The organism is Roseobacter sp. S87 (assembly GCF_055693285.1).
The window spans coordinates 279,574-299,309 of the sequence record NZ_JBVFTR010000004.1; the positions used below are offsets into that span (position 1 = coordinate 279,574).

Consider the following 19,736-nt stretch of genomic DNA (forward strand, 5'->3'; position numbering starts at 1 on the left):
ATTCATTTTCGTGCCGTCAGCTTCCGGGATATCGGTGGGGCAGGCGCGGCGCCGGCTCCTGATCCCGGGCAGCAGGGAGGCGATACCCGTGCTGGCATGCCCCAACACTTCTACCGGTTCACTTCCCCAGCTTTGTCAGTTCCGAGATCAGGTTCAGAAGATCTTCAGGATGGAAAGGCTTGGCCAGCACTGCGTTTGCGCCCACAGTCCTGAGGGTTTCTTTCACGTTGCTTGGTTTGGACGCGGAGAAGCCACCCGAAATTGCAATCACCGGAATTTTTTCTGCCCGGATCTGTTTGACGCTGCTGACAAGACGGATACCGCCATCCTGACGGTACTGGCCGCCCGCTTTGATGAAAACATCCGCGACGATGATGCCGTATTTCTCGTTTTTCAAGGCTTCGAGCGCATCTGTTGCATTGCCAAAGACATCAACGGTGTGGCCTTCGATTATGAGGCTTTCGGCCAGCAGCTCGGCAAAAGCCTCGTCGTCTTCAAGAAGGAGAATCCTGGTCAAAGAAGCAATCCTTATTCACTGCCCATCGCTGTCTGTATCGCTTTGGCGAGTTCGATGGGGGGGCCGGCTTTTGCAGCAACGGCGCCTGGACCTCACCCATTTCACTTGCAGTGAAGCCGGTATAGCCGGACATGTAAACCACCGGAATTTCGGAATAGACCTGCCGGACACGCCGGGCCAGTTCGAAACCGCCGATGGAATCCGGCATCACGATGTCCGTCAGCAGCAGGTCAAAGACGACACCGGCCTCAACCATCCGCATCGCTTTTGCGCCGGAGCTGGCTGAAATCACGTTGTACCCAAGGTCTTCCAGCGTGTCAGATAGCAGCATCAGGAGCTGTGGCTCATCTTCGACCACGAAAATGGTCTGGCCACGTCCACGTTCGATGGCGGCCTCTGGCATGGGCCGCTCTCTGAGCCCATCCTCAGCGCCGCGCGGGAGGGTCAGTTTCACGGTCGTGCCGACACCAAGTTCTGAGTAAATCCGGAGGTCTCCCTCAGAGTGACGCACAAAACCATAAACCATCGCCAGCCCCAGACCCGTGCCTGAGTTGCTGTTTTTTGTGGTGAAAAACGGATCGGTGCAACGCGATTTGGTCTCTTCATCCATGCCCGGGCCATTGTCGGTCACAGAAAACTCGACGTATCGAAAGCTGGCGCCTGGCGGTTTTGTGAGGCTCTCAATGGTGCCTGACTGCCGGGCTTCCAGATCCGGGTTAGGTGCCCTGACAGGACGGGCCCTGATCTCGATCCTGTTTCCTTTCGCCCCGCGCAGAATTGCATCTCGGCTGTTCAGAACGAGATTCATAAGCGCTGTTTCGAGCTGTGTCTGATCACAGAAATGCCGCAGCTGATCATCTTCGAGTTCAAAAGAAATCTCGATTTTCTCTTCCAGCATCGGCCGGATGAGCTTTTCGAAATCATCGATAACGTCTGCGGTTTTGCGAACAGAAGACAGGCCCGGCTGCTTTTTCGCAAATGCCAGCAGGCGGGATGTCAGAGAGCGGCCACGGTTGATCGAATTCTCCGTAACCTCCAGGTATTTGTCCCGTTTTTCAGGGTCTTTGGCTTTCCGTGCGAGGCTGACTGAATACAGCTGCGACGCCAGCAGGTTGTTGAAGTCATGGGCTATCCCGCCCGTCAGCTGCCCCAGAGCGTCAAGGCGGCTTTTGCGTTCAACAACCTGTCTGTTGCGCTCCTGTTCAGAGACGTCGTCAATAACAAGAACCGTCCGGATGCCGCTTTCGGGGTCATCAAGCGACGCATTGTCGACCCGTACATAGCGTTGCGCTTCGATGGCGTGGAACCGGCGCAGCAGGTGGGTCTGATTGTGCAGATTGTGGCCGGAGAGCGCACGCTGAATGGGGTCGGCGCTGTTGTCCAGCGGGGTCATGGTTTCGGCTTCAAGGAACTTGATGCTCTCGGGCCAGGCAAAAGGCGGCTCTCCTGAGATACCGCCCAGGAAATGGCGCGCCCGGTTGTTGATGCGCAAAATCTGCCCGTTAGCGCTCAGTGCGACAATGCCACTCGTGGCCGCGTTGAAAATCGTCTCCAGCTCGCGGCGCACTGATGACATCTCTGCGGCTGCGCGCACCCTGACACGCATATTGTGAAAAACCGCAGCACCCACCACCAGAAGCATCCCTGCTGTCCCGGCGGCAAAGGCGGCTATGACCCGCGTCCGGGTCCAGAACACCGGCTGGCCGTAATACGTTTCCCGGAGCTCGTTGTATCGCTGCGATACCAGGAAACCCGGGATAACAACGTCCAGCTTCTCCCGGATGCTGCCCAGCCCGAACCGCAGCGCAATCGCCGTGTTGACTTTCGCAACCTCTGCCGCGCGCAGGGTGTCTGCGGCTGTGGTCCCGCCCTCGCTTTCCAGCGCGCCGGCGACCGCCATCGCGGCATCAATGCTGCCACCCAGCAGGGCGTTCAGCAGTGCTGCATTGTTCTCAAAAGGAACAATGTCCAGCGTCCCCGGACCCTGAGCAACCGTCTCAACGATGGAGCCGGCCAGAACCCCGACTTTCAGATCCTGAAGATCGGACACCGCAGAAACGGAAGGCGCATCATCCCCTGTGAATACGGCTTCTACGACCACCTGTCGCACGGGCAGGGAAAAATCCATCAGTTCCCGGCGGTCCGGCGTGTCGACCAGTCCGGCAACAAGATCTGTTCCGGTTCCGGCAGGTCCCTCGACATATCCGCTCTGCGGAGTGGTGACGAATTCGATTTCAAGACTGGCCCGTTCCGCCAGCTCTCTGACCGCGTCCGGAATGAAGCCGGAAACGGTGCCATCGTCATCGAGTATCAGGTGAGGCGGGAAATGGGCCACAGCCACCGAAAGGACATCAGGCGGGGATGTCGGCACTTCAATGTTGTAGCGCTGCCGAAGGGTTTCGAGGCGTCCATCGGCCTCCATTCGTGCTATGGCATCATTGATCGGCTCCAGCAGCTCGGCACGGCTCTCATGCAGTGCGATATGGCGGGTCGCTTCGAGAAGCGGTTCTCCGATAAAACGGATCTGGCCATCAAAACCGGCATCGCGCGCAAGTTCCTGAATGGCTGCCGAAGGTGCCAGAACGGCGTCCACCCGCCCTGCCAGAAGCTCCATCAGTGCGCCCTGCGGTGTGGCGAACGGAATGGCTGTATTCTGCTCCAGAACAGGGTGCTGTGATCCCATCGCCGGTGGGACTATTCCAACACGTCTGTTGGTCAGGACGCCAAGTTTAACGAGTTCAGTACTGTCCGCCCGGACGGCCGGGCGGAGCTGGTCGACGGCGACGACATCGGAAAAGACGCTGGTCGCGGCAATTGGCGCAAGCTGCAGAATACCCGGAATCAACTGGGATTCGCCGGAAATCTGCGCCTGCGTGAAAGCATTGGAATCGGGAACATCGAGATATTCAATGGGGACGCCGATTTCGGCGCTAATCTGACGGGCAAACGAAACGAAAAAACCGGCCCGTTCGCCTTCGCTGTTAAGGTAGGAAAATGGAGGTATCTGCAGAAACGGAACAACCAGAGGCGCTGTGTCGTTCTCCTGAGATCGTACAGGCACTGCCAGTATCAGCACACAGAGCAGAATTGATATCAGGCGCATCAGCTGATCCTTTGCAGCGTTTTTGTGGAGAATGTGCAGTCGTCACAGGCCCCTCCGGGTTTTAAAGCAAGGGTATAGCGTATCAGGCTGAGTTTGACCAAGCGACAGTTGTCGCAGTTTGACGGGCTCCGTACGACCCTGCACACGGAACGTCATCGGGGCCGGTGGTTTTAGTTGCAAGCATGCGCACACCCGGAGAAGGGCGTTCGGGATTTTGGTGCACTGCGGGGCTCTTCTGATGCAATGAACCGGTGTTTTTGAGCAAAAACCGTGCTGACGTCTCAGGGTTGCGTCGCTAGGCTGCGCACATGAAAAAAGCTCCGTTGCAGAACCCGCACAATACCGCGCTTTTCCAGGACAGAAGGCTGGAGGCGGCAATCGGGCGTCAGGTCCGTCTGCTGCGGCAGAAAAGAGAATGGACCATTGTTGAACTGGCGGCAGAGACAGGCGTCAGCCCGGGCATGCTTTCCAAGATCGAGAACGGACAGGTGTCCCCTTCACTGTCGATGCTGCAGGCGCTTTCGAATACGCTGTCTGCACCGCTCACGAGCTTCTTCAAGGGCTTTGAGGAAGACAGACCCGTCATGCATGTCAGGGCTGGTGAAGGTGTCGAAGCCGAACGCGCAGGCACCCGCGCGGGGCACCATTACAAGCTGCTGGGTTTGCTGAGCGCCCAGTCCAGTGCGGTTGTTGTTGAACCTTACCTGATCAGCCTGACAGAAGATTCTGACACATTCGAAACCTTCCAGCACGAGGGCATGGAATTCCTCTATATGATCGAGGGCGCGGTGAAATACCGGCATGGTTCTGAACTCTATGCGCTGGAGCCAGGGGACAGTCTGTTTTTTGACGCAGATGCGCCGCACGGCCCGGAAACCCTAGAAAGGCTGCCGGCAAAATACCTGTCGATCATTTGTTATTCTCAGGAATAATGGCGCCGGATATTTTCTCTTCAGGAACAAAATTTTCTTTTTAAGGGCCACGGAATGGACACTCCGTACGCGCCCGTTAATGTCAGGGCCAAAGTGTTTTGGAGGCCCTATGTGCGGGATTGTCGGACTGTTCCTGAAAAACAAAGCCCTTGAACCGCAGCTCGGGCGCCTGCTGGCCGAAATGCTGGTGACAATGTCGGACAGAGGACCGGACAGCGCCGGAATTGCGGTCTACCGGTCGGATGACCGGGATAAGGCCAAGATTACCGTCCAGTCCGCCGCGCCGGACACTGACTTTCCCGGACTCGAAGACGCGCTTGGAACTGAGGTGCAGGTCATCGATACGCATGCCATTATTGTGGTGCCGCAGGACCGCGCTGATGCAACGCTGGCCCGTCTCCGGTCCGACCATCCGGGGCTGCGGATCATGTCCAGCGGCACGGCGATTGAAATCTACAAAGAGGTTGGCATGCCTCAGAGTGTCGCCGACAGGTTTGAGATCCCGGCGCTGGCCGGAACGCATGGAATTGGCCACACCCGTATGGCAACAGAAAGTGCTGTCACGACCCTTGGCGCACATCCGTTTTCCACTGGGGCAGATCAGTGCCTTGTGCACAACGGGTCGCTTTCCAACCACAACCGTCTGCGTCGCAGGCTCGCGCGCCAGGGTGTCAGCGTTCAGACGCAGAACGATACCGAAGTTGCCGCCGCCTACCTCACGCACCGCATGCAGGAAGGCGACGATCTGGGTCAGGCCCTTAAAGCAGGGCTGACCGATCTCGATGGGTTTTATACATTCGTTGTCGGCACACGGGATGGATTCGGCGTGCTGCGCGATCCGATTGCGTGCAAGCCGGCCGTACTGGCCGAAACCGACGAATATGTTGCTTTCGGTTCGGAATACCGCGCTCTGGTGAACCTGCCGGGGATCGCAGACGCGAAGGTCTGGGAACCTGAACCCGCAACCGCCTACTTCTGGAGCCACTGATGCAGCACCTTGATCTGGAAACGCAAAGCCTGCGCGAGGTGAACGCCGCGTTGCAGGCACAGGCTCAGAACACGAACCAGACAAGCTGGACGATCGAGAATCCCGTGGGTGCTCATGCGATCGCCTGTGGTCTCGATGCCGCGATCGAAGTCACGGTGCAGGGGTCAACCGGTTACTACTGTGGCGGCATGAACAAAAGTGCGACGATCCATGTAAATGGCTCAGCCGGGCCGGGCGTTGCCGAGAACATGATGTCCGGCAAGGTGGTGATCGAAGGCGACGCAAGCCAGTATGCCGGTGCGACCGGTCACGGTGGCCTGCTCGTCATCAAAGGCAACGCATCAAGCCGCTGCGGGATTTCCATGAAGGGCATTGATATTGTGGTGAACGGAAATGTGGGCCACATGAGCGCATTTATGGCGCAGTCCGGAACGCTGGTGGTCTGTGGTGACGCGGGTGACGCGCTTGGGGACAGCATCTATGAGGCGCAGCTTTTTGTCCGCGGCTCTGTTGCATCGCTGGGCGCTGACTGCATCGAAAAGGAAATGCGCCCCGAGCACCTGGAAAAACTGACGGCTCTACTTTCAGAGGCGGGAAGCAATGCGGATCCTGCAGATTTTAGGCGCTATGGGTCCGCAAGGCAGCTCTACAACTTCGATATCGACAACGCGGGAGCCTATTGATGGACGAAACCCCTCGAACACACCCGCAGAAGCCGTGGACGTTTGACGACTACACAACATCGTACATCCGCCGGGCTGCGGCGACGGGCATTTATGACATTCGCGGTGGCGGTTCCAAACGCCGGTTGCCGCATTTTGACGATCTTCTGTTTCTGGGCGCTTCCGTGTCGCGTTATCCCCTCGAAGGGTACCGCGAAACCTGTGGAACGAACGTAACACTGGGCACCCGTTTTGCGCAGAACCCGGTCGAACTGGACATACCCATCACCATTGCCGGCATGAGCTTCGGTGCCTTGTCGGGGCAGGCAAAAGAAGCGCTTGGGCGCGGTGCCTCTGCAGCAGGTACGTCAACGACTACGGGCGACGGCGGGATGACGGCCGAAGAGCGCGGCCATTCGAAAAAACTCGTCTATCAGTATCTGCCTTCGCGATACGGTATGAACCCCGATGATCTGCGTCGGGCGGATGCGATAGAGATCGTGGTCGGGCAGGGCGCCAAGCCAGGCGGTGGCGGTATGCTGCTGGGGCAGAAAATTTCGGACCGCGTGGCCGAGATGCGCAACCTGCCCAAGGGCATCGACCAGCGCTCCGCCTGCCGTCACCCGGACTGGACGGGACCGGACGATCTGGAAATCAAGATCATGGAACTGCGCGAAATCACCGGTTGGAAAGTGCCTGTTTTTGTCAAAATCGGCGGCGCGCGGCCCTATTTCGATACGACACTTGCGGTCAAAGCCGGGGCGGATGTCGTCGTTCTGGACGGTATGCAGGGTGGCACAGCGGCGACGCAGGATGTGTTCATTGAACATGTAGGGCAGCCGACGCTTGCGTGCATCAGACCCGCGGTTCAGGCGCTTCAGGATCTGGATATGCACCGTGAGGTGCAGCTGGTCATCTCGGGTGGGGTCAGAACCGGTGCGGATGTCGCGAAGGCTCTGGCGCTAGGCGCGGACGCGGTTTCTATCGGGTCTGCGGCTCTTATCGCGATCGGGGACAATGACCCGGCGCTGGAGGAGGAATACCGTAAGCTCGGCACAACCGCGGGTGCCTTTGACGACTGGCACGAAGGTAAGGATCCGGCCGGTATCACGACGCAGGACCCGGAGCTTGCGGCACGGCTTAATCCCGAACAGGCAGGGCGGCGGCTGGCGAATTATCTGAAGGTTATGGCGCTGGAAGCGCAGACAATTGCCAGAGCGAACGGCAAGAGCCATGTTCTGAACCTGGAGCCGGAGGATCTGTGTGCGCTGACGCTTGAAGCTGCGGCCATGGCCGGCGTGCCTCTGGCAGGGACTGACTGGATACCCGGACAAAACAGGGGAGATTTCTGATGACTGAACTTGCGGAATGGGCTGCCGAAAAGGGTGTCCGGTTTTTCCTGTGTAACTTCACCGATCTCTTTGGCGTGCAGCGCGCGAAACTCGTCCCGGCAGAGGCGATTGCAGGCGCACAGGAAGGTGGAGCAGGTTTCGCAGGTTTCGCCGCCTGGCTGGACATGACACCGGCACATCCTGACATGCTTGTCATGCCGGACGCCGACAGCGCGATCCAGCTGCCCTGGAAGCCGGAGGTTGCGTGGGTTGCGGGCGATCCTTGGATGGATGGCGAACCTGTCGCGCAGGCGCCGCGCAATGTGCTCAAATCACTCGTCGCGAAAGCGAACGACATGGGCTTTATGATGCAGTCCGGCGTGGAGCCGGAGTTTCATCTGATCAGCGCGGATGGTTCCGGCATTTCCGACGCGCGCGATTTCCATGAGAAGCCCTGCTATGACCAGTCGGCGCTGATGCGTCGCTATGATGTGATCGCAGAAATCTGTTCTACGATGATCGAACTGGGCTGGGGACCGTACCAGAACGACCATGAGGATGCGAATGGTCAGTTTGAGATCAACTGGGACTTTGGTCCCTGCCTTCAGACGGCCGACAGGCATGCGTTTTTCAAGTTCATGGTCAAAGAAATTGCGGAAAAGCATGGCTTCCGCGCGACCTTCATGCCCAAGCCCTTCACTGACCTGACCGGCAACGGCTGCCATGTGCACCACTCGCTGTGGACACCGGATGGCAAAACCTGCGTTTTCGACGGCGACGATGAAATGGGCCTGTCGGATACTGCCTACAGTTTTCTGGGCGGGCTCATGGCCCACGGTCAGGCCCTGTGTGCCATCACCAACCCGACCGTGAACAGCTATAAACGGATCAATGCACCCGCGACGCTGTCCGGTGCCACCTGGGCGCCGCAGTCGGTGACCTATGGTGGGAATAACCGGACCCATATGGTGCGGATCCCGGACAAAGGCCGGATGGAATTCCGGCTCGCGGACGGTGCTGCAAACCCTTACCTGCTTCAGGCCGCACTTCTGGCGGCAGGGCTGGATGGTATTGAACGGCAGCTTGATCCGGGCAAGCGTCTGGACATTGATATGTACACAGAGGGTCACAAGGTGCGCGGTGCCAGGAAACTGCCGCTGAACCTGCTGGATGCCCTGCGTGCGTTCCAGAAGGATAAGCTCCTGGCGGGTATCATGGGCGATGAGTTTTCGGACGCATATGTCAAACTCCGGACGCGTGAGTGGAACCAGTACTGCCAGCACCTGACGCAATGGGAACAGGACACGACGCTGGATTGCTGATCGGGTGCGCCTTCGAACCTACGCATGTGTCGGCCTGGCCGGTGAGACAGTTTTCTGAAAGCCCGGAAAACGACCTGTTCGGATTATACCGGTTTCACTTCCGGGTGAACTGCTCATAAAGTCTCTGGTATTCTTTCGCCGGAGAGGCTCACGTGCAGCCGAGTGCATTCTGCAGCGCCGGAGAATGCAATTCTGCCCTATCGGCTGCGCCAGGGTCTGGTCAGTCGGCTGGTGGCCGGGACGCACAGATGTCTGACAAGGCATACCGATCCGAACAGGGCGCAATGATGATTTGAAAAGGTGAGCCGCATGACTTCCGACTTTGCATCCTACCCGAGCCTTTCGGGGAAAACCGTTTTTGTGTCCGGGGGGCTTCCGGTATCGGCGCCGAAATCGTGTCGGCATTTGCGGCACAGGGCGCCCGTGTCGGGTTTCTCGATCTCGATGCGGCAGCCAGCGCAGAACTGTTGCGCAGCACACCAGGGGACATCGCTTTTGAAATCTGTGACCTGCGGGATATCGATGCGCTGCGCGACGGCCTGACAAAGCTCAGATCAAAAGTCGGCCCGGCAGATGTTCTTGTGAACAATGCCGCGCGCGACGACCGGCATGACTGGCAGGATGTGACACCGGACTACTGGGATGAACGCATGCACACGAATCTGCGGCACATGTTCTTTTCAATTCAGTCGGTTGCACCGGACATGATTGCCGCCGGTGGCGGCTCCATTATCAACATGGGGTCAAATTCCTGGTGGGAGGCGGGCGGTGGTTTCCCGGCCTATGCCACGGCCAAAGCCGCGGTTCACGGGCTGACGCGCACGATGGCCCGCGACCTTGGCCGGCATCGCATCCGCGTCAATACGGTCGTGCCCGGATGGATCATGACGGACCGGCAGAAAACGCTCTGGGCTACTCCTGAAGGGCTGGAAAAGCACCGGTCAAGGCAATGCCTGCCGGATCTGATCGATCCGGTTTATGTGGCGCGTATGGTCGTTTTCCTTGCATCGGATGATGCGGCGATGTGTTCCGCAAACAACTACATGGTCGAAGGCGGATCGATCTGAACACAGACCACCGGGGCTGCGCGACTGACGCGTCGAGGTTGCCGGCAGGTCCGGTGTGATACATCAAAAGACGGGCTTCGGAACTGAGGCCGCGATCAGAAGGATCAGACAAATGACACTTTCCAATTTTTCGTTGCCGGAGTTCGAGGGCGCTGGCGTTCTCATAACGGGGGCTTCAACGGGCATCGGCGCAGAGCTCGCGCGAGCCTTTGCCGCGCAGGGGGCGAGGGTCGGTCTGCACTACAACTCTTCAAAAGACGCAGCTGAGATTCTAGCCGCTGAAATCCGGGAAAACGGCGGGCATGTCGAGCTTGCACGCGCGGACGCGTCAGACGCAGAAGAGCTCCGGGCCGCTGTGGAAGATGTGGCCGGGCGTCTGGGCGGACTGCGCGGGCTGATCAACAACGCCGGGGGCATGGTACGCCGCATTTCCTACGAAGACGTGGGCGACAAAGACTATGATGAGGTCATGGATCTGAACGCCCGTTCGATCCTTGTGGCGTCAAAAGCAGCATTGCCGCATCTGAAAAAGGACGGCGGTTTCGTGATCAACACAACCTCGATCGCCGCACGCAATGGTGCCGGCAATGGCGCGGGCCTTTACGGATCTTCCAAATCCTTTGTGTCGAACGTCACGCGGGGCATGGCAAAGGAATGGATCGGGTACGGCATCCGCGTAAATGCGGTCTCGCCGGGGGTGATCTCCACGCCGTTTCACGAGCGGTATTCCACCAAAGAACAGCTGGATGCGATGCTGGCCACGGTGCCGCAGGGCAGGCTTGGTGTCGCGTCCGACTGTGTGGGGGCCTATCTGTTTCTCGCCTCAGATACGCTCGCGGGCTATATTATCGGGCAGACCATTGAAGTGAATGGCGGGCAGCTGATGCCCTGACGGACCGCGTGCCCGGTATGATTCCAGTAGGACAGAATGAAAGATATGAAAAAGCGACAGGTTGGACGGACAGGTTTACGGGTTGATGAGCTTGGACTTGGTGGCGCGCCACTGGGGGGAATTTCGTCGATCTGGACTATGGGCAGGCGGCCGCCCTGATCGGTGCGGCAAAAGATGCGGGCATCACCTATTTTGATACAGCCCCCTGGTACGGTTTTGGCCGCTCCGAACGTGTGATCGGCGATATGCTACGCGGCACGGACTATGTCCTGTCTGACAAGGTCGGGCGGCTGCTGCGCCCCGGCGCGGTCGAAAATCCCATGGACTTTGGCATGATCAACCCGTTGCCGTTCAATGTCGTCTATGACTACAGTTATGACGGTGTGATGCGCGCGTTTGAGGACAATCTGCAGCGGCTGGGCGTTGACCGTATCGACATTCTGCTGGCGCATGACATCGGCGCCTTCCAGCATGGTGATGCCAACGATGGCCACTTCCGCGATCTGGCGACGGGTGGATATCGCGCCATGGACGAATTGCGCAGATCCGGAAGCGTGAGCGCGATCGGTCTCGGTGTGAATGAGAACCAGGTTTGCATGGATGCGCTGGGGATTGGTGACTGGGATGTATTTCTGCTGGCGGGTCGCTGCACTCTGCTTGAGCAAACGCCTCTCGATGCTCTGTTCCCTGCCTGTGCCGCGGCAGGGACCTCGATTATCTGCGGAGGCCCCTTCAACTCAGGCATCCTCGTTGGCCGCGACATGTGGAATTATGCGCAGGCACCGGCCGACGTAGTGGAAAAGGCGCGCGCGCTCAGCGCAGAGGCAGACGCATTTTCGATCCCGTTACCGGCCGCCGCGCTGCAGTTCCCGCTCGGTCATGACATTGTGTCGTCCGTCATACCCGGCCCGCGGAGCAAAGAAGAGTTCACACAGATTCTAGACTGGTTTGCGACACCGATACCGGATGCGTTCTGGGCCGCGCTGAAAGCAAAGGGTCTGATTGCGGAAACAGCACCTGTGCCTCAATCGGGTTAGTGCCTGACTGCTGCTGGCAGGCCGTTCACAAAAATGCCGAGGCCCGGCTGCGGAACTATTCCCCGATCCGACCGGTCTGACCAACTTCGAGACGCCCGCCTGCGGTGACTTCAACATAGACACCCATGTCCATGTGCCCAAGCTCTTTGCGCAACAGATAGGGGACCTTCAGGTCGCGTTCAGCGGTTTCCGGATTAACCTCTGTCGCGGCACATCGTTTCGTTCTCGACAGGATGCGCAGCCGTACGTCCCCGAAGGCGAGGGTCTGTCCGACGCTGCCCAGTTCGGAAAAAGGCGGTAACCCGTCGATCTCGATATTCGCGCGGAAGCGGGCGGCCTGTACGTCCGCGCCGATGCGGGCACCGAAATCCCGGAGCGAGCTGTGGTTCACAACGGAAATGGCATTCATCATCTGAGGTGAGACCACGGACACATCTGTAAAGCGATGCGGCGCTGAGGATACGAAGACGGGTGGTTCCGGATCAGTCAACCCGAGGACCTCGTGCAGAAACACGCCTGCGCGGACCCGGGCCTCGTCGTTGCGCATGTCAAACGTATGAACTGCTTCACCGGCCTCAATGCGGAGCATGTGCGTTGCGTCATCAAATGAAGTGTTGAGACCGGCGAGGGCCGCCTCTTTCACCAGAACGACAAAACGCTCTTTGGGCAGCGGTTCCGGGCGTTCAGGGTCAAAACCGGAATTGTAGCGGGCAAACCCAAATAAACGATCGCCGGGCACGCCTTCGCCGGCTGTCAGGGTCAGGGCATTCAATGGGTCAGCGCTCAGGCCCTTAACGGGAAAACGGTTCAGACGGGCGATAGAGATATTGGTCATGATTGGCGGTGTCCGGTCATTCATAAGGGCTACTGGGTGCAACGTGGGTCTGCATCCCGGATGGGGTATGGAGGTTATCCGGCCTGTGCGCCGGAACGTTTTCAGGTCGTTCGGGGTCTGCGGAATGCAGCCCGTGAAACCGTTCGTGTCAGGTATAGAACCTCCGTCTGCCAAATCACAGGCTTTAGCGCTGTGCCTGACGACAGAGTGTACCGGCGGGGCGCAGGGCCCCGCCGATGGGTTCAGAAACGTTCCGACATAAAGCGCCGGATGTGGCTGACGATCAGATCGCCGTCTTCTTCAAGAGCAAAGTGACCGGTGTCGAGAATGTTGTAGTCGACGTCCTCGAGATCACGCAGATAGCCTTCGGCACCGGGCACGGGGAAGTAGGCATCATTCTTTGCCCAGACCACCAGTGCGGGGGCTGGTGAGTGCGCATGTAGGCCTGCCATTCCGCGTATTTGGCCACATTGGTGCGGTAGTCGTAAAACAGGCTGATCTGAACATCATGCATGCCAGGGCGGCTCATCGCCTGATGATCCAGCAGCCAGTTGTCCGGGTTGATCCCGTCGGGGTTCCGGGTGCCGTGCGTGTATTGCCAGCGCAGCCCGCCAACGCTGAACACATTGTCGATCAGGGTTTGCTCAAGTTCGGCGTCGCGTCCGTTTTCCCAAAGGTGCAGGATGGGGGCCCATACCTCGCGGTTGATACCTTCGTCATAGGCATTACCGTTCTGGATGATCAGGCCATCGATTTTTTCGGGATTGGCCGTCGCAAGCCGGAACCCGACAGGCGCGCCATAGTCCTGGATATACATCGAGAACTGATTGACGCCTTTCTGTTCCAGAAAGCCCTCAACGGTGTCTGCAATGTTGTCGAAGGTGTATTCGTATTCTTCAGATGACGGAAAACCGCTGGCGCCAAAGCCGGGGTAGTCCGGCGCGATCAGGTAGTATTCATCGGACAGGTCATCCAGAAGCTGGCGGTACTGGTGTGATGAGCTGGGGAAGCCGTGCAGCAGCACGATTGCCGGATTGGCAGGGTCTCCGGCCTCCCGGTAAAAGATTTCGACGCCATCAACCGTCTCATATCCGTATGAGACGTCTCCGGCATGGGCCGGCAACGTCATTATTGCCGTTGTGAGAGCTGCAGCAACGGTGGTGCGAAGTGTTCTGGACATGTTTTTCTCCTTGGGTTGCGCGCCGGGGCATGGGAGCGCTTCGTGTCACAAGAAGAATTATTGTTTTGGTATAAAACATTAATATGGAAATTTGACAATATAATAGTTTGAAAATTGAAATAATAAAAGCTGGGGAGCCTGCAATGAAAGCGCGCGTAAATCCGGCGCCTCGTGGTGAGGGCCGGATACAGTATTTGAGAGAATTTCCCGCTAAGGTTCTGATCTGGAATGATTTACAGTTCCCAAAGGTCATCCCCGCAGGCTTCGTTTATCCAGTTGTGGTGCTCGAAAAGGTCAGAGCGATCCATCATACGGGGGCTTTCCCCACCTGTGGCAATGGCCGGTTCGCGGTTCTCAGCGTTTTCAGCAGGCCCGCTTGGTTTCTCAGATTGCTTCTGGTGCATCTTCATGCCCGCCATCTACCGGTTTCCGGACTGCGAGGCAGGGCTCGAACATCCGCTTTGATCACGGTTTCCGGCCAGCCGTCTGGCAGAGTTTGAGCAGGAGAGCCCAAAGCTGCCTCGCCCGGTGCGAGGTCTCCGCCGGCGAACCGGGCGGCACAGGCCTCGTGTATTTCCCAGAGGATGACATCGCCCAGTCCACCCATATTATCACCCCACAGGCCCGAAGGTTTCAAAGTGAATGTGGTCAGCCGGTACACCGGCGTCTTCGAGGCCGTTGCGGATGTCAGCAAGGAAGGCGGCGGGCCCGCAGAGCATGTATCGCGCATCCGGTCCGGCTCCGAGAGTTGTCAGATCCGCCGCTGAAATGCGCCCCTCGACGTCAAAGTCCTGTCCGGGCGTATCCTCAGGATGCGGTCGGCTGTAGTAAACCCGGCTGTGCAGCCGGTCGTTGTTTCTGACCAGTGTTCGGACCTCATCTGCAAGCGCATGATCCGTACTGTTGCGCGCGCCATGAACATACCAGACATCGCGGTCCGCCTGATCCGCGTTCGCATGCAGCGCTGAAACCATCGGTGTAAGCCCTACGCCTGCGCTGACCAGAACCAGAGGACAGTTACTGCAGGGTATGACAAAATCACCCGACGGTTTGCGCGCTTCGATCACGCTGCCGGTGGTCAGCTCATCATGAAAGAAACGTGACACCAGACCCTTGTCTTCGCGTTTGATGCTCAGACGGTAATGCGAGCGGTCGTCCGGCGCGCCGGACAGGGAATAGCTGCGCTTTGATACGCCTTTCTGGCCGGGAATCTGAACTTCGACAGGCAGGTGCTGGCCCGCCTCAAAGGGGTCGGTCCCACTGCCATCGAATGGCGCCAGATAGAAGGAAGTGATGCGGTCACTTTCGTCGACGCGCTTTGCGACCCTGAGTTTGCGGCTGAGATGATCCTGCCTGGCCCACCGCAACCCGACGGCGCCGGGGCGTTCCAGAACGCCGTCAATTTCGACGTTGATCATGCGCCAGGCATCGGGGTCGTGCGCACCCTTCGGCTCCCAGTCAATGCTGGCCCGGCCGGTAATGTGCAAGAGCCCGCCTGTTGCGAAATCCACAAACAACAGGCCGACCCGGGGATTGGACATCAGATTGCCAATGGTGTTGAAAAAGTTGTTTCCGGCATAGTCCGGGATCTGCAGATGGGTGGGGTCTGCCACATGCGCAAAGCCCGGCGCGCCGCCGCGATGGCTCGCGTCAAATCCGTTCGATGCAGCACCGGGCCTGCCCTGATGACCAGATCCGATGAACAGCGTGTCTGCAGAACTGATCTGTGCGGTCTGAGCGGGTGTCAGTGCCTTGCCGCGGTGTGCTGTTGGCGTCGCCGTTTTCGGCGCACGCGTCCAGGCACGCTCGTGGATATATTGCGGGCAGTTGCCAAATGTCTGGCGGATGTCGATCTGGTAGCCGTCGCCGGTCGCATGAATGTGCCCGCTGAATCTGTTGCGGCGTCGGGTGGCGAGCTCAATGCCGAGCACGCCGATGTCCGTTCCTGCAGCAAAGGCACCGGCCAGGGGGTCTGTCGGGTCTGGGTCAAGATCAAGTGTGAGCCGGCGCGGATCGGGTGAACTGGCGAAGCCGTCGGGACCTTCGGCCAGCGTGATCCATGTCTGTCCTTCGGCATCAGCTCCTGAAACCACGAGGAAGGGCAGGTTGGTGTGAAAGTCACGGTGTTGCTCGGGCAGGTAATCACGGATGAAGCCACCCGCCCATTTTGCGACATCACCGACGCCTGCACGGGCCTGTGCCTTCAGTTCACCTTCGTGAAACGGATTTATGTGGTCCATCTTTGACATGATGCGTTCCTTGCCGGGAAAGGGTGGGTGCATGCCGGGTGGGGAGAGATCCCGGCATGCGTGACGGGCTCAGGCCAGTTCAGGAATGGGTGATTTCACCATGCCAACGAAACCCGGCTGGGCCTCGATGCGCTCCAGCCATGCGCGGATGTTGGAGTAGGGGGCAAGATCGACGCCGCCTTCGGGGGCGTGCGCGATATAGCTGTATCCGGCCACATCGGCGATGGTGATGTTGTCCGTGGCGAGCCACTCACGGCCTTCCAGGTGTGCGTCCATCAGCCGGAATAGGTCGTGTGCCTTTGCAACAGCTGCGGCATGATCGTGCGATGTGCCAAACAGCTTGACCAGGCGGGCGGCGCAGGGGCCCGAATAGATGTTATCGGCGGCGATTGTCAGCCAGCGCTGTACTTCGGCTGCTTCCTTCGGATCCGCCGGTATCCAGTTCGAACCAGCTGCATAGGTCTGCGCCAGATACGTCAGGATAGCGTTGCTGTCCGCCAGTGTATATCCGCTGTCATCGATCGCCGGAACAAGGCCAAAGGGGCTGATCCGGAGAAATTCCGGCGCTTTGTGTGCGCCGTTGGCCATATCCAGATCGACGGCTTCATACGGCAGTTCCAGAAGCGCCAGCATGAGCTCTGCACGGTGGCAGTGGCCGGATTTGGGGGTGCGGTAGAGTTTGATAGGGGAGGTCATACGTCAGTCCAGTTCTGAGTGAGGTTAAAAGCCGAAGTCGCTGAGGCCGGGATGATCGTCAGGGCGGCGCCCCAGCGGCCAGTGAAACCGGCGGTCTTCTTCGCGGATGTGAGTTTCGTTGATGCTCGCGTGGCGATGCGCCATGTAGCCGTTTTCGTCGAATTCCCAGTTCTCATTGCCGTAGGCGCGGAACCAGTTGCCGCTGTCATCATGGTATTCATAGGCATAGCGCACGGCGATGCGGTTGCCGCTGTGTGCCCAGAGTTCCTTGATCAGGCGGTAGTTCAGTTCTTTGTTCCACTTGCGGGTCAGGAAAGCTTCAATTTCCTCCCGCCCCTGCGGGAACTCGGCCCGGTTGCGCCACTTGCTGTCCGGCGTATAGGCCAGCGCCACCTTTGCGGCATCGCGGGAGTTCCAGCCATCTTCGGCAAGACGAACCTTCTCGCGGGCGGTCTCTGCGGTAAAGGGCGGCAACGGGTGACGGGGAGCTTCTGTGGTCATGGATCAGTCCTGTCAAATCTGCTTCGGGCGGTGGTGCCTGCCAGCTACTGGAAGCAAACTATTCGAGTTGTGATCAGATAATAATACTGTAACCTGGAAAGGGATTATTTCACAAAACGGAATTATGGGAGGCAGCGATGGACAGGCTGCAGGCATTGGAGGTGTTCGTCGCGGTAGCCGAGGCGGAGAGCTTTGCCGGGGGCGCACGGACCCTCGGGATGAGTGCGCCCTCCGCCACGCGCGGGATCAACGAACTTGAGGAACGGATCGGTGCGCGCCTTTTCAGCCGGACCACACGTGTTGTGCGTCTGACAGATGTGGGGCGGACCTATCTGGACGATGTCCGCGCCATACTGGCAGATCTGGAGACTGCAAACGATGGCGTCTCGGGTGCTGTCGGCAAGCCGAAGGGAATGCTGCGCCTGACCTCGCCGGTTGAATTCGGGCGCATTCACGTCGCACCAATTCTTGCAGAATTCCTTTACATCCATCCGGAAGTTACGGGGAGCATTCTGATGGTGGACCGGGTCGTGAACCTGGCTGAGGAAGGCCTCGATATCGGCGTCCGGATTGGTCCGCTGACATCCGCCGGCCTGATGGCCGTCAAAGTGGGTCAGGTCCGCCGCGTGGTGTGCGGCGCGCCATCCTATTTCGAGAAACATGGTGTCCCGCAGACGCCGGAGGATCTTGCCCGTCACCGTCTGGTCGCGGCAACGACAGTAACGTCAACCAACGAATGGCGGTTCGGTCAGAAACAGAACCATGCTGTCAAGCTGTCCCCCCAATTGTCTGTCACGAGCGTTGCGGCCGCAGTGTCTCTGGCACGCTCCGGCTGGGGCCTCACGCGGGCACTTTCCTATCAGGTGGGCCCGGACCTCGAATCCGGGCAGCTGCAGACCGTTCTGGAAGACTATGAACCGGAACATCTGCCGATCCATCTTATCCACTACGAGGGAAGGCGGGTGTCAGTAAAAGTCAGAAGCTTTCTGGACCTGGCCCGTGAGAGACTTCGGCAGGTGCCCAGTCTGAAGTAACAGACCGGGACACTGCTGGCGGTTTGTTCTGGTCGGGCGTACTGATAGCACCGGCTCAGCCGGGTGGGTTTTCTAGGGGCGCTTTCTGTGATCCGGCGGGCAGGTCAGAAAGTTAACCCACCGCCCGCGCAACGGTGCGGACGGTCCCGGGGCCCCGGGTAGAGACTTTGGCCCTTTTGCCAGCAAAACAGGGCAGATCCGATGTCGGTAAAACGTCGGTGTTGCGTCGGTATAACGTCGGTGCGAACGGCGGTGTTGCGCGGGTTCTGGTGCAGTAACAGAGCGTGCGCTGTGCAAAGGTTGATGCGGGGTTAAGGGCTGCATTGAACGGCAAGCTGACATCGGGGGACTTCTGTCGTAGCCTGCTGACCGGGAGGATGACAGATGACCAGGCAGTTGGCGGGCGGATGCAAATGTGGACTGGTGCGCTTTGAGGGAAGACTGCTTGGCGCTCCGATGTTCCGCTGTCATTGCCGGGATTGCCAGCAGCTTACCGGTTCGGGCCATTCGGAAATGATACCTCTTTCACGTTCGGATTTCAGGATCAGCGAGACCTGCAAAACCTACGAAATGAAAGGAGGGTCGGGCGGTTCGACTTTCAGCGGTTTCTGCCCGGAATGCGGCTCACAGCTGACGCGGAACAGCGAGCGGATGAGCGACCGGATTTATGTGCATGCGTCTTCACTCGACGACCCCCGCAGATACAGGCCGGAAAAGTCCATATGCGCGGACGCAGCGCAGGTCTGGGATCAGGCGTCAGTCATCAAAGAGTAATGCACCGGCTGGCCGATACCCTGTCAGAATTAATTTTGCCTGTGATGATCTGCGTTCGGGTATGTCAGGTGTGTGGACAAAGCTGCCGTTGGAACGGCTGCAATGGACGTCCGCTTTGGCGCCAAAGCGATGCTTGGACTCTAATATTTAGTTGTTAGGCGACCTAATCGCGCACGCAAAACAAGATTTCTAAAAAGGGCGGCATATTGCTGCCCCCGTGGTTGTGGTTTCCCGCCGGTCCTGTGTGCCAATGGTCATCGGCATTATCATTCCCAAACCTTCCACCTCCAGGTGCGCGTCCTCTTTCAACAGGATGCTCATGACTTCCCTGATTGGGGATATCAGAACGCCCCCCTGTCGAGCCCAATCGATCGGGATCAATAACCCCCAAAAGAAAACGCCCATTCGCTGAATTGAAGCGTGACCAGCCGGCGGGGCACTCACTCAAATTGAAAGCCATGATCGCGCCCTGGGGCACTCTTGTTTCAATGAGCGCACGAAGGGCCACATTCTCTTCCATGATTTCGTTGGCACACTCGACAACGCTGGTGCAGTCAGCTTGTGCCTGACTGCCAATCACCAACATCGGAACAAGTGCTGCGGCTACCGTCTTCAA

Annotated in this window: 19 protein-coding genes; 10 read left to right on the forward strand and 9 right to left on the reverse strand. The window is 58.6% G+C overall.

Annotated elements, in window-relative coordinates:
- Positions 1-118 precede the first annotated feature (118 nt).
- Positions 119-517: a response regulator transcription factor gene (locus ACZ1HA_RS02200; protein WP_472712688.1), complete on the reverse strand. Its 399-nt coding sequence runs from the start codon at positions 515-517 to the stop codon at positions 119-121.
- The gene (locus ACZ1HA_RS02205; protein ID WP_472712689.1) at positions 495-3,620 is read right to left on the reverse strand and encodes a transporter substrate-binding domain-containing protein; all 3,126 of its coding nucleotides are present in this window, start codon (positions 3,618-3,620) and stop codon (positions 495-497) included. The genes ACZ1HA_RS02200 and ACZ1HA_RS02205 overlap by 23 nt, the downstream gene beginning before the upstream one ends.
- 308 nt (positions 3,621-3,928) lie before the next feature.
- On the opposite strand from ACZ1HA_RS02205, the gene ACZ1HA_RS02210 reads away from it, so the two are divergent.
- From ACZ1HA_RS02210 to ACZ1HA_RS02245, 8 genes are all read left to right on the forward strand, one after another.
- On the forward strand, positions 3,929-4,552 hold the full coding sequence (locus ACZ1HA_RS02210; protein ID WP_436397655.1) for a helix-turn-helix domain-containing protein: 624 nt from the start codon (positions 3,929-3,931) through the stop codon (positions 4,550-4,552).
- Positions 4,553-4,661: 109 nt separating this feature from the next.
- Entirely contained in the window at positions 4,662-5,540 is an 879-nt protein-coding gene (locus ACZ1HA_RS02215) for a class II glutamine amidotransferase (RefSeq protein ID WP_472712690.1), read from the forward strand.
- The gene (locus ACZ1HA_RS02220) at positions 5,540-6,223 is read left to right on the forward strand and encodes a GltB/FmdC/FwdC-like GXGXG domain-containing protein (protein ID WP_472712691.1); all 684 of its coding nucleotides are present in this window, start codon (positions 5,540-5,542) and stop codon (positions 6,221-6,223) included. The genes ACZ1HA_RS02215 and ACZ1HA_RS02220 overlap by 1 nt, the downstream gene beginning before the upstream one ends.
- Positions 6,223-7,554, forward strand: coding sequence for an FMN-binding glutamate synthase family protein (locus tag ACZ1HA_RS02225; protein ID WP_472712692.1), 1,332 nt, complete (start codon positions 6,223-6,225; stop codon positions 7,552-7,554). The genes ACZ1HA_RS02220 and ACZ1HA_RS02225 overlap by 1 nt, the downstream gene beginning before the upstream one ends.
- On the forward strand, positions 7,554-8,855 hold the full coding sequence (gene glnT, locus ACZ1HA_RS02230) for a type III glutamate--ammonia ligase (RefSeq protein WP_472712693.1): 1,302 nt from the start codon (positions 7,554-7,556) through the stop codon (positions 8,853-8,855). Before ACZ1HA_RS02225 ends, glnT begins: the two co-directional genes overlap by 1 nt.
- 395 nt (positions 8,856-9,250) lie before the next feature.
- Positions 9,251-9,922: an SDR family NAD(P)-dependent oxidoreductase gene (locus ACZ1HA_RS02235; RefSeq protein WP_472712694.1), complete on the forward strand. Its 672-nt coding sequence runs from the start codon at positions 9,251-9,253 to the stop codon at positions 9,920-9,922.
- 112 nt (positions 9,923-10,034) lie between these two features.
- Positions 10,035-10,814 carry an SDR family NAD(P)-dependent oxidoreductase gene (locus ACZ1HA_RS02240; RefSeq protein ID WP_472712695.1) on the forward strand — a complete coding sequence of 260 codons (780 nt, stop codon included), beginning with the start codon at positions 10,035-10,037 and terminating at the stop codon, positions 10,812-10,814.
- Positions 10,815-10,996: 182 nt separating this feature from the next.
- A complete protein-coding gene (locus ACZ1HA_RS02245; RefSeq protein ID WP_472715268.1) occupies positions 10,997-11,851 on the forward strand; it encodes an aldo/keto reductase in 855 nt (284 codons plus the stop codon).
- Positions 11,852-11,906: 55 nt separating this feature from the next.
- Here ACZ1HA_RS02245 and ACZ1HA_RS02250 read toward each other — a convergent pair whose 3' ends face one another.
- The 6 genes from ACZ1HA_RS02250 to ACZ1HA_RS02275 all read right to left on the reverse strand — a co-directional run bounded on the left by ACZ1HA_RS02250 (position 11,907) and on the right by ACZ1HA_RS02275 (position 17,312).
- A complete protein-coding gene (locus ACZ1HA_RS02250; RefSeq protein WP_472712696.1) occupies positions 11,907-12,686 on the reverse strand; it encodes an MOSC domain-containing protein in 780 nt (259 codons plus the stop codon).
- Between the two features lie 283 nt (positions 12,687-12,969).
- Positions 12,970-13,866, reverse strand: a complete 897-nt coding sequence (locus ACZ1HA_RS02255) for an alpha/beta fold hydrolase (protein WP_472712697.1) — start codon at positions 13,864-13,866, stop codon at positions 12,970-12,972.
- 233 nt (positions 13,867-14,099) lie between these two features.
- Positions 14,100-14,285 (reverse strand): hypothetical protein, encoded by a 186-nt coding sequence (locus ACZ1HA_RS02260; RefSeq protein WP_472712698.1) that lies wholly within the window; start codon positions 14,283-14,285, stop codon positions 14,100-14,102.
- A gap of 192 nt (positions 14,286-14,477) precedes the next feature.
- Positions 14,478-16,115 carry an FAD-binding oxidoreductase gene (locus ACZ1HA_RS02265; RefSeq protein WP_472712699.1) on the reverse strand — a complete coding sequence of 546 codons (1,638 nt, stop codon included), beginning with the start codon at positions 16,113-16,115 and terminating at the stop codon, positions 14,478-14,480.
- Between the two features lie 69 nt (positions 16,116-16,184).
- Positions 16,185-16,811: a glutathione S-transferase family protein gene (locus tag ACZ1HA_RS02270; protein ID WP_472712700.1), complete on the reverse strand. Its 627-nt coding sequence runs from the start codon at positions 16,809-16,811 to the stop codon at positions 16,185-16,187.
- A 24-nt stretch (positions 16,812-16,835) separates the two neighbouring features.
- Positions 16,836-17,312 carry a nuclear transport factor 2 family protein gene (locus tag ACZ1HA_RS02275; RefSeq protein WP_375228519.1) on the reverse strand — a complete coding sequence of 159 codons (477 nt, stop codon included), beginning with the start codon at positions 17,310-17,312 and terminating at the stop codon, positions 16,836-16,838.
- A 137-nt stretch (positions 17,313-17,449) separates the two neighbouring features.
- Here ACZ1HA_RS02275 and ACZ1HA_RS02280 point away from each other — a divergent pair, with 137 nt between their 5' ends.
- Together ACZ1HA_RS02280 and ACZ1HA_RS02285 are read left to right on the forward strand one after the other, a co-directional pair.
- Positions 17,450-18,346 carry a LysR family transcriptional regulator gene (locus ACZ1HA_RS02280; protein WP_472712701.1) on the forward strand — a complete coding sequence of 299 codons (897 nt, stop codon included), beginning with the start codon at positions 17,450-17,452 and terminating at the stop codon, positions 18,344-18,346.
- Between the two features lie 384 nt (positions 18,347-18,730).
- Entirely contained in the window at positions 18,731-19,120 is a 390-nt protein-coding gene (locus tag ACZ1HA_RS02285; protein WP_375228517.1) for a GFA family protein, read from the forward strand.
- Positions 19,121-19,283: 163 nt separating this feature from the next.
- Here ACZ1HA_RS02285 and ACZ1HA_RS02290 read toward each other — a convergent pair whose 3' ends face one another.
- Positions 19,284-19,706, reverse strand: a complete 423-nt coding sequence (locus ACZ1HA_RS02290) for a hypothetical protein (protein WP_472712702.1) — start codon at positions 19,704-19,706, stop codon at positions 19,284-19,286.
- Positions 19,707-19,736 lie beyond the last annotated feature (30 nt).

Bases quoted from the DNA above. Each gene is read 5' to 3' on its own strand.
- ACZ1HA_RS02240 (WP_472712695.1), top strand. From the start codon at position 10,035: ATGACACTTTCCAATTTTTCGTTGCCGGAGTTCGAGGGCGCTGGCGTT.
- ACZ1HA_RS02250 (WP_472712696.1), bottom strand. From the start codon at position 12,686: ATGACCAATATCTCTATCGCCCGTCTGAACCGTTTTCCCGTTAAGGGC.
- ACZ1HA_RS02290 (WP_472712702.1), bottom strand. From the start codon at position 19,706: ATGTTGGTGATTGGCAGTCAGGCACAAGCTGACTGCACCAGCGTTGTC.
- ACZ1HA_RS02255 (WP_472712697.1), bottom strand. From the start codon at position 13,866: ATGTCCAGAACACTTCGCACCACCGTTGCTGCAGCTCTCACAACGGCA.
- ACZ1HA_RS02270 (WP_472712700.1), bottom strand. From the start codon at position 16,811: ATGACCTCCCCTATCAAACTCTACCGCACCCCCAAATCCGGCCACTGC.
- ACZ1HA_RS02280 (WP_472712701.1), top strand. From the start codon at position 17,450: ATGGACAGGCTGCAGGCATTGGAGGTGTTCGTCGCGGTAGCCGAGGCG.
- ACZ1HA_RS02210 (WP_436397655.1), top strand. From the start codon at position 3,929: ATGAAAAAAGCTCCGTTGCAGAACCCGCACAATACCGCGCTTTTCCAG.
- ACZ1HA_RS02285 (WP_375228517.1), top strand. From the start codon at position 18,731: ATGACCAGGCAGTTGGCGGGCGGATGCAAATGTGGACTGGTGCGCTTT.
- ACZ1HA_RS02265 (WP_472712699.1), bottom strand. From the start codon at position 16,115: ATGTCAAAGATGGACCACATAAATCCGTTTCACGAAGGTGAACTGAAG.
- glnT (WP_472712693.1), top strand. From the start codon at position 7,554: ATGACTGAACTTGCGGAATGGGCTGCCGAAAAGGGTGTCCGGTTTTTC.
- ACZ1HA_RS02205 (WP_472712689.1), bottom strand. From the start codon at position 3,620: ATGCGCCTGATATCAATTCTGCTCTGTGTGCTGATACTGGCAGTGCCT.
- ACZ1HA_RS02220 (WP_472712691.1), top strand. From the start codon at position 5,540: ATGCAGCACCTTGATCTGGAAACGCAAAGCCTGCGCGAGGTGAACGCC.
- ACZ1HA_RS02215 (WP_472712690.1), top strand. From the start codon at position 4,662: ATGTGCGGGATTGTCGGACTGTTCCTGAAAAACAAAGCCCTTGAACCG.
- ACZ1HA_RS02225 (WP_472712692.1), top strand. From the start codon at position 6,223: ATGGACGAAACCCCTCGAACACACCCGCAGAAGCCGTGGACGTTTGAC.
- ACZ1HA_RS02260 (WP_472712698.1), bottom strand. From the start codon at position 14,285: ATGGCGGGCATGAAGATGCACCAGAAGCAATCTGAGAAACCAAGCGGG.
- ACZ1HA_RS02275 (WP_375228519.1), bottom strand. From the start codon at position 17,312: ATGACCACAGAAGCTCCCCGTCACCCGTTGCCGCCCTTTACCGCAGAG.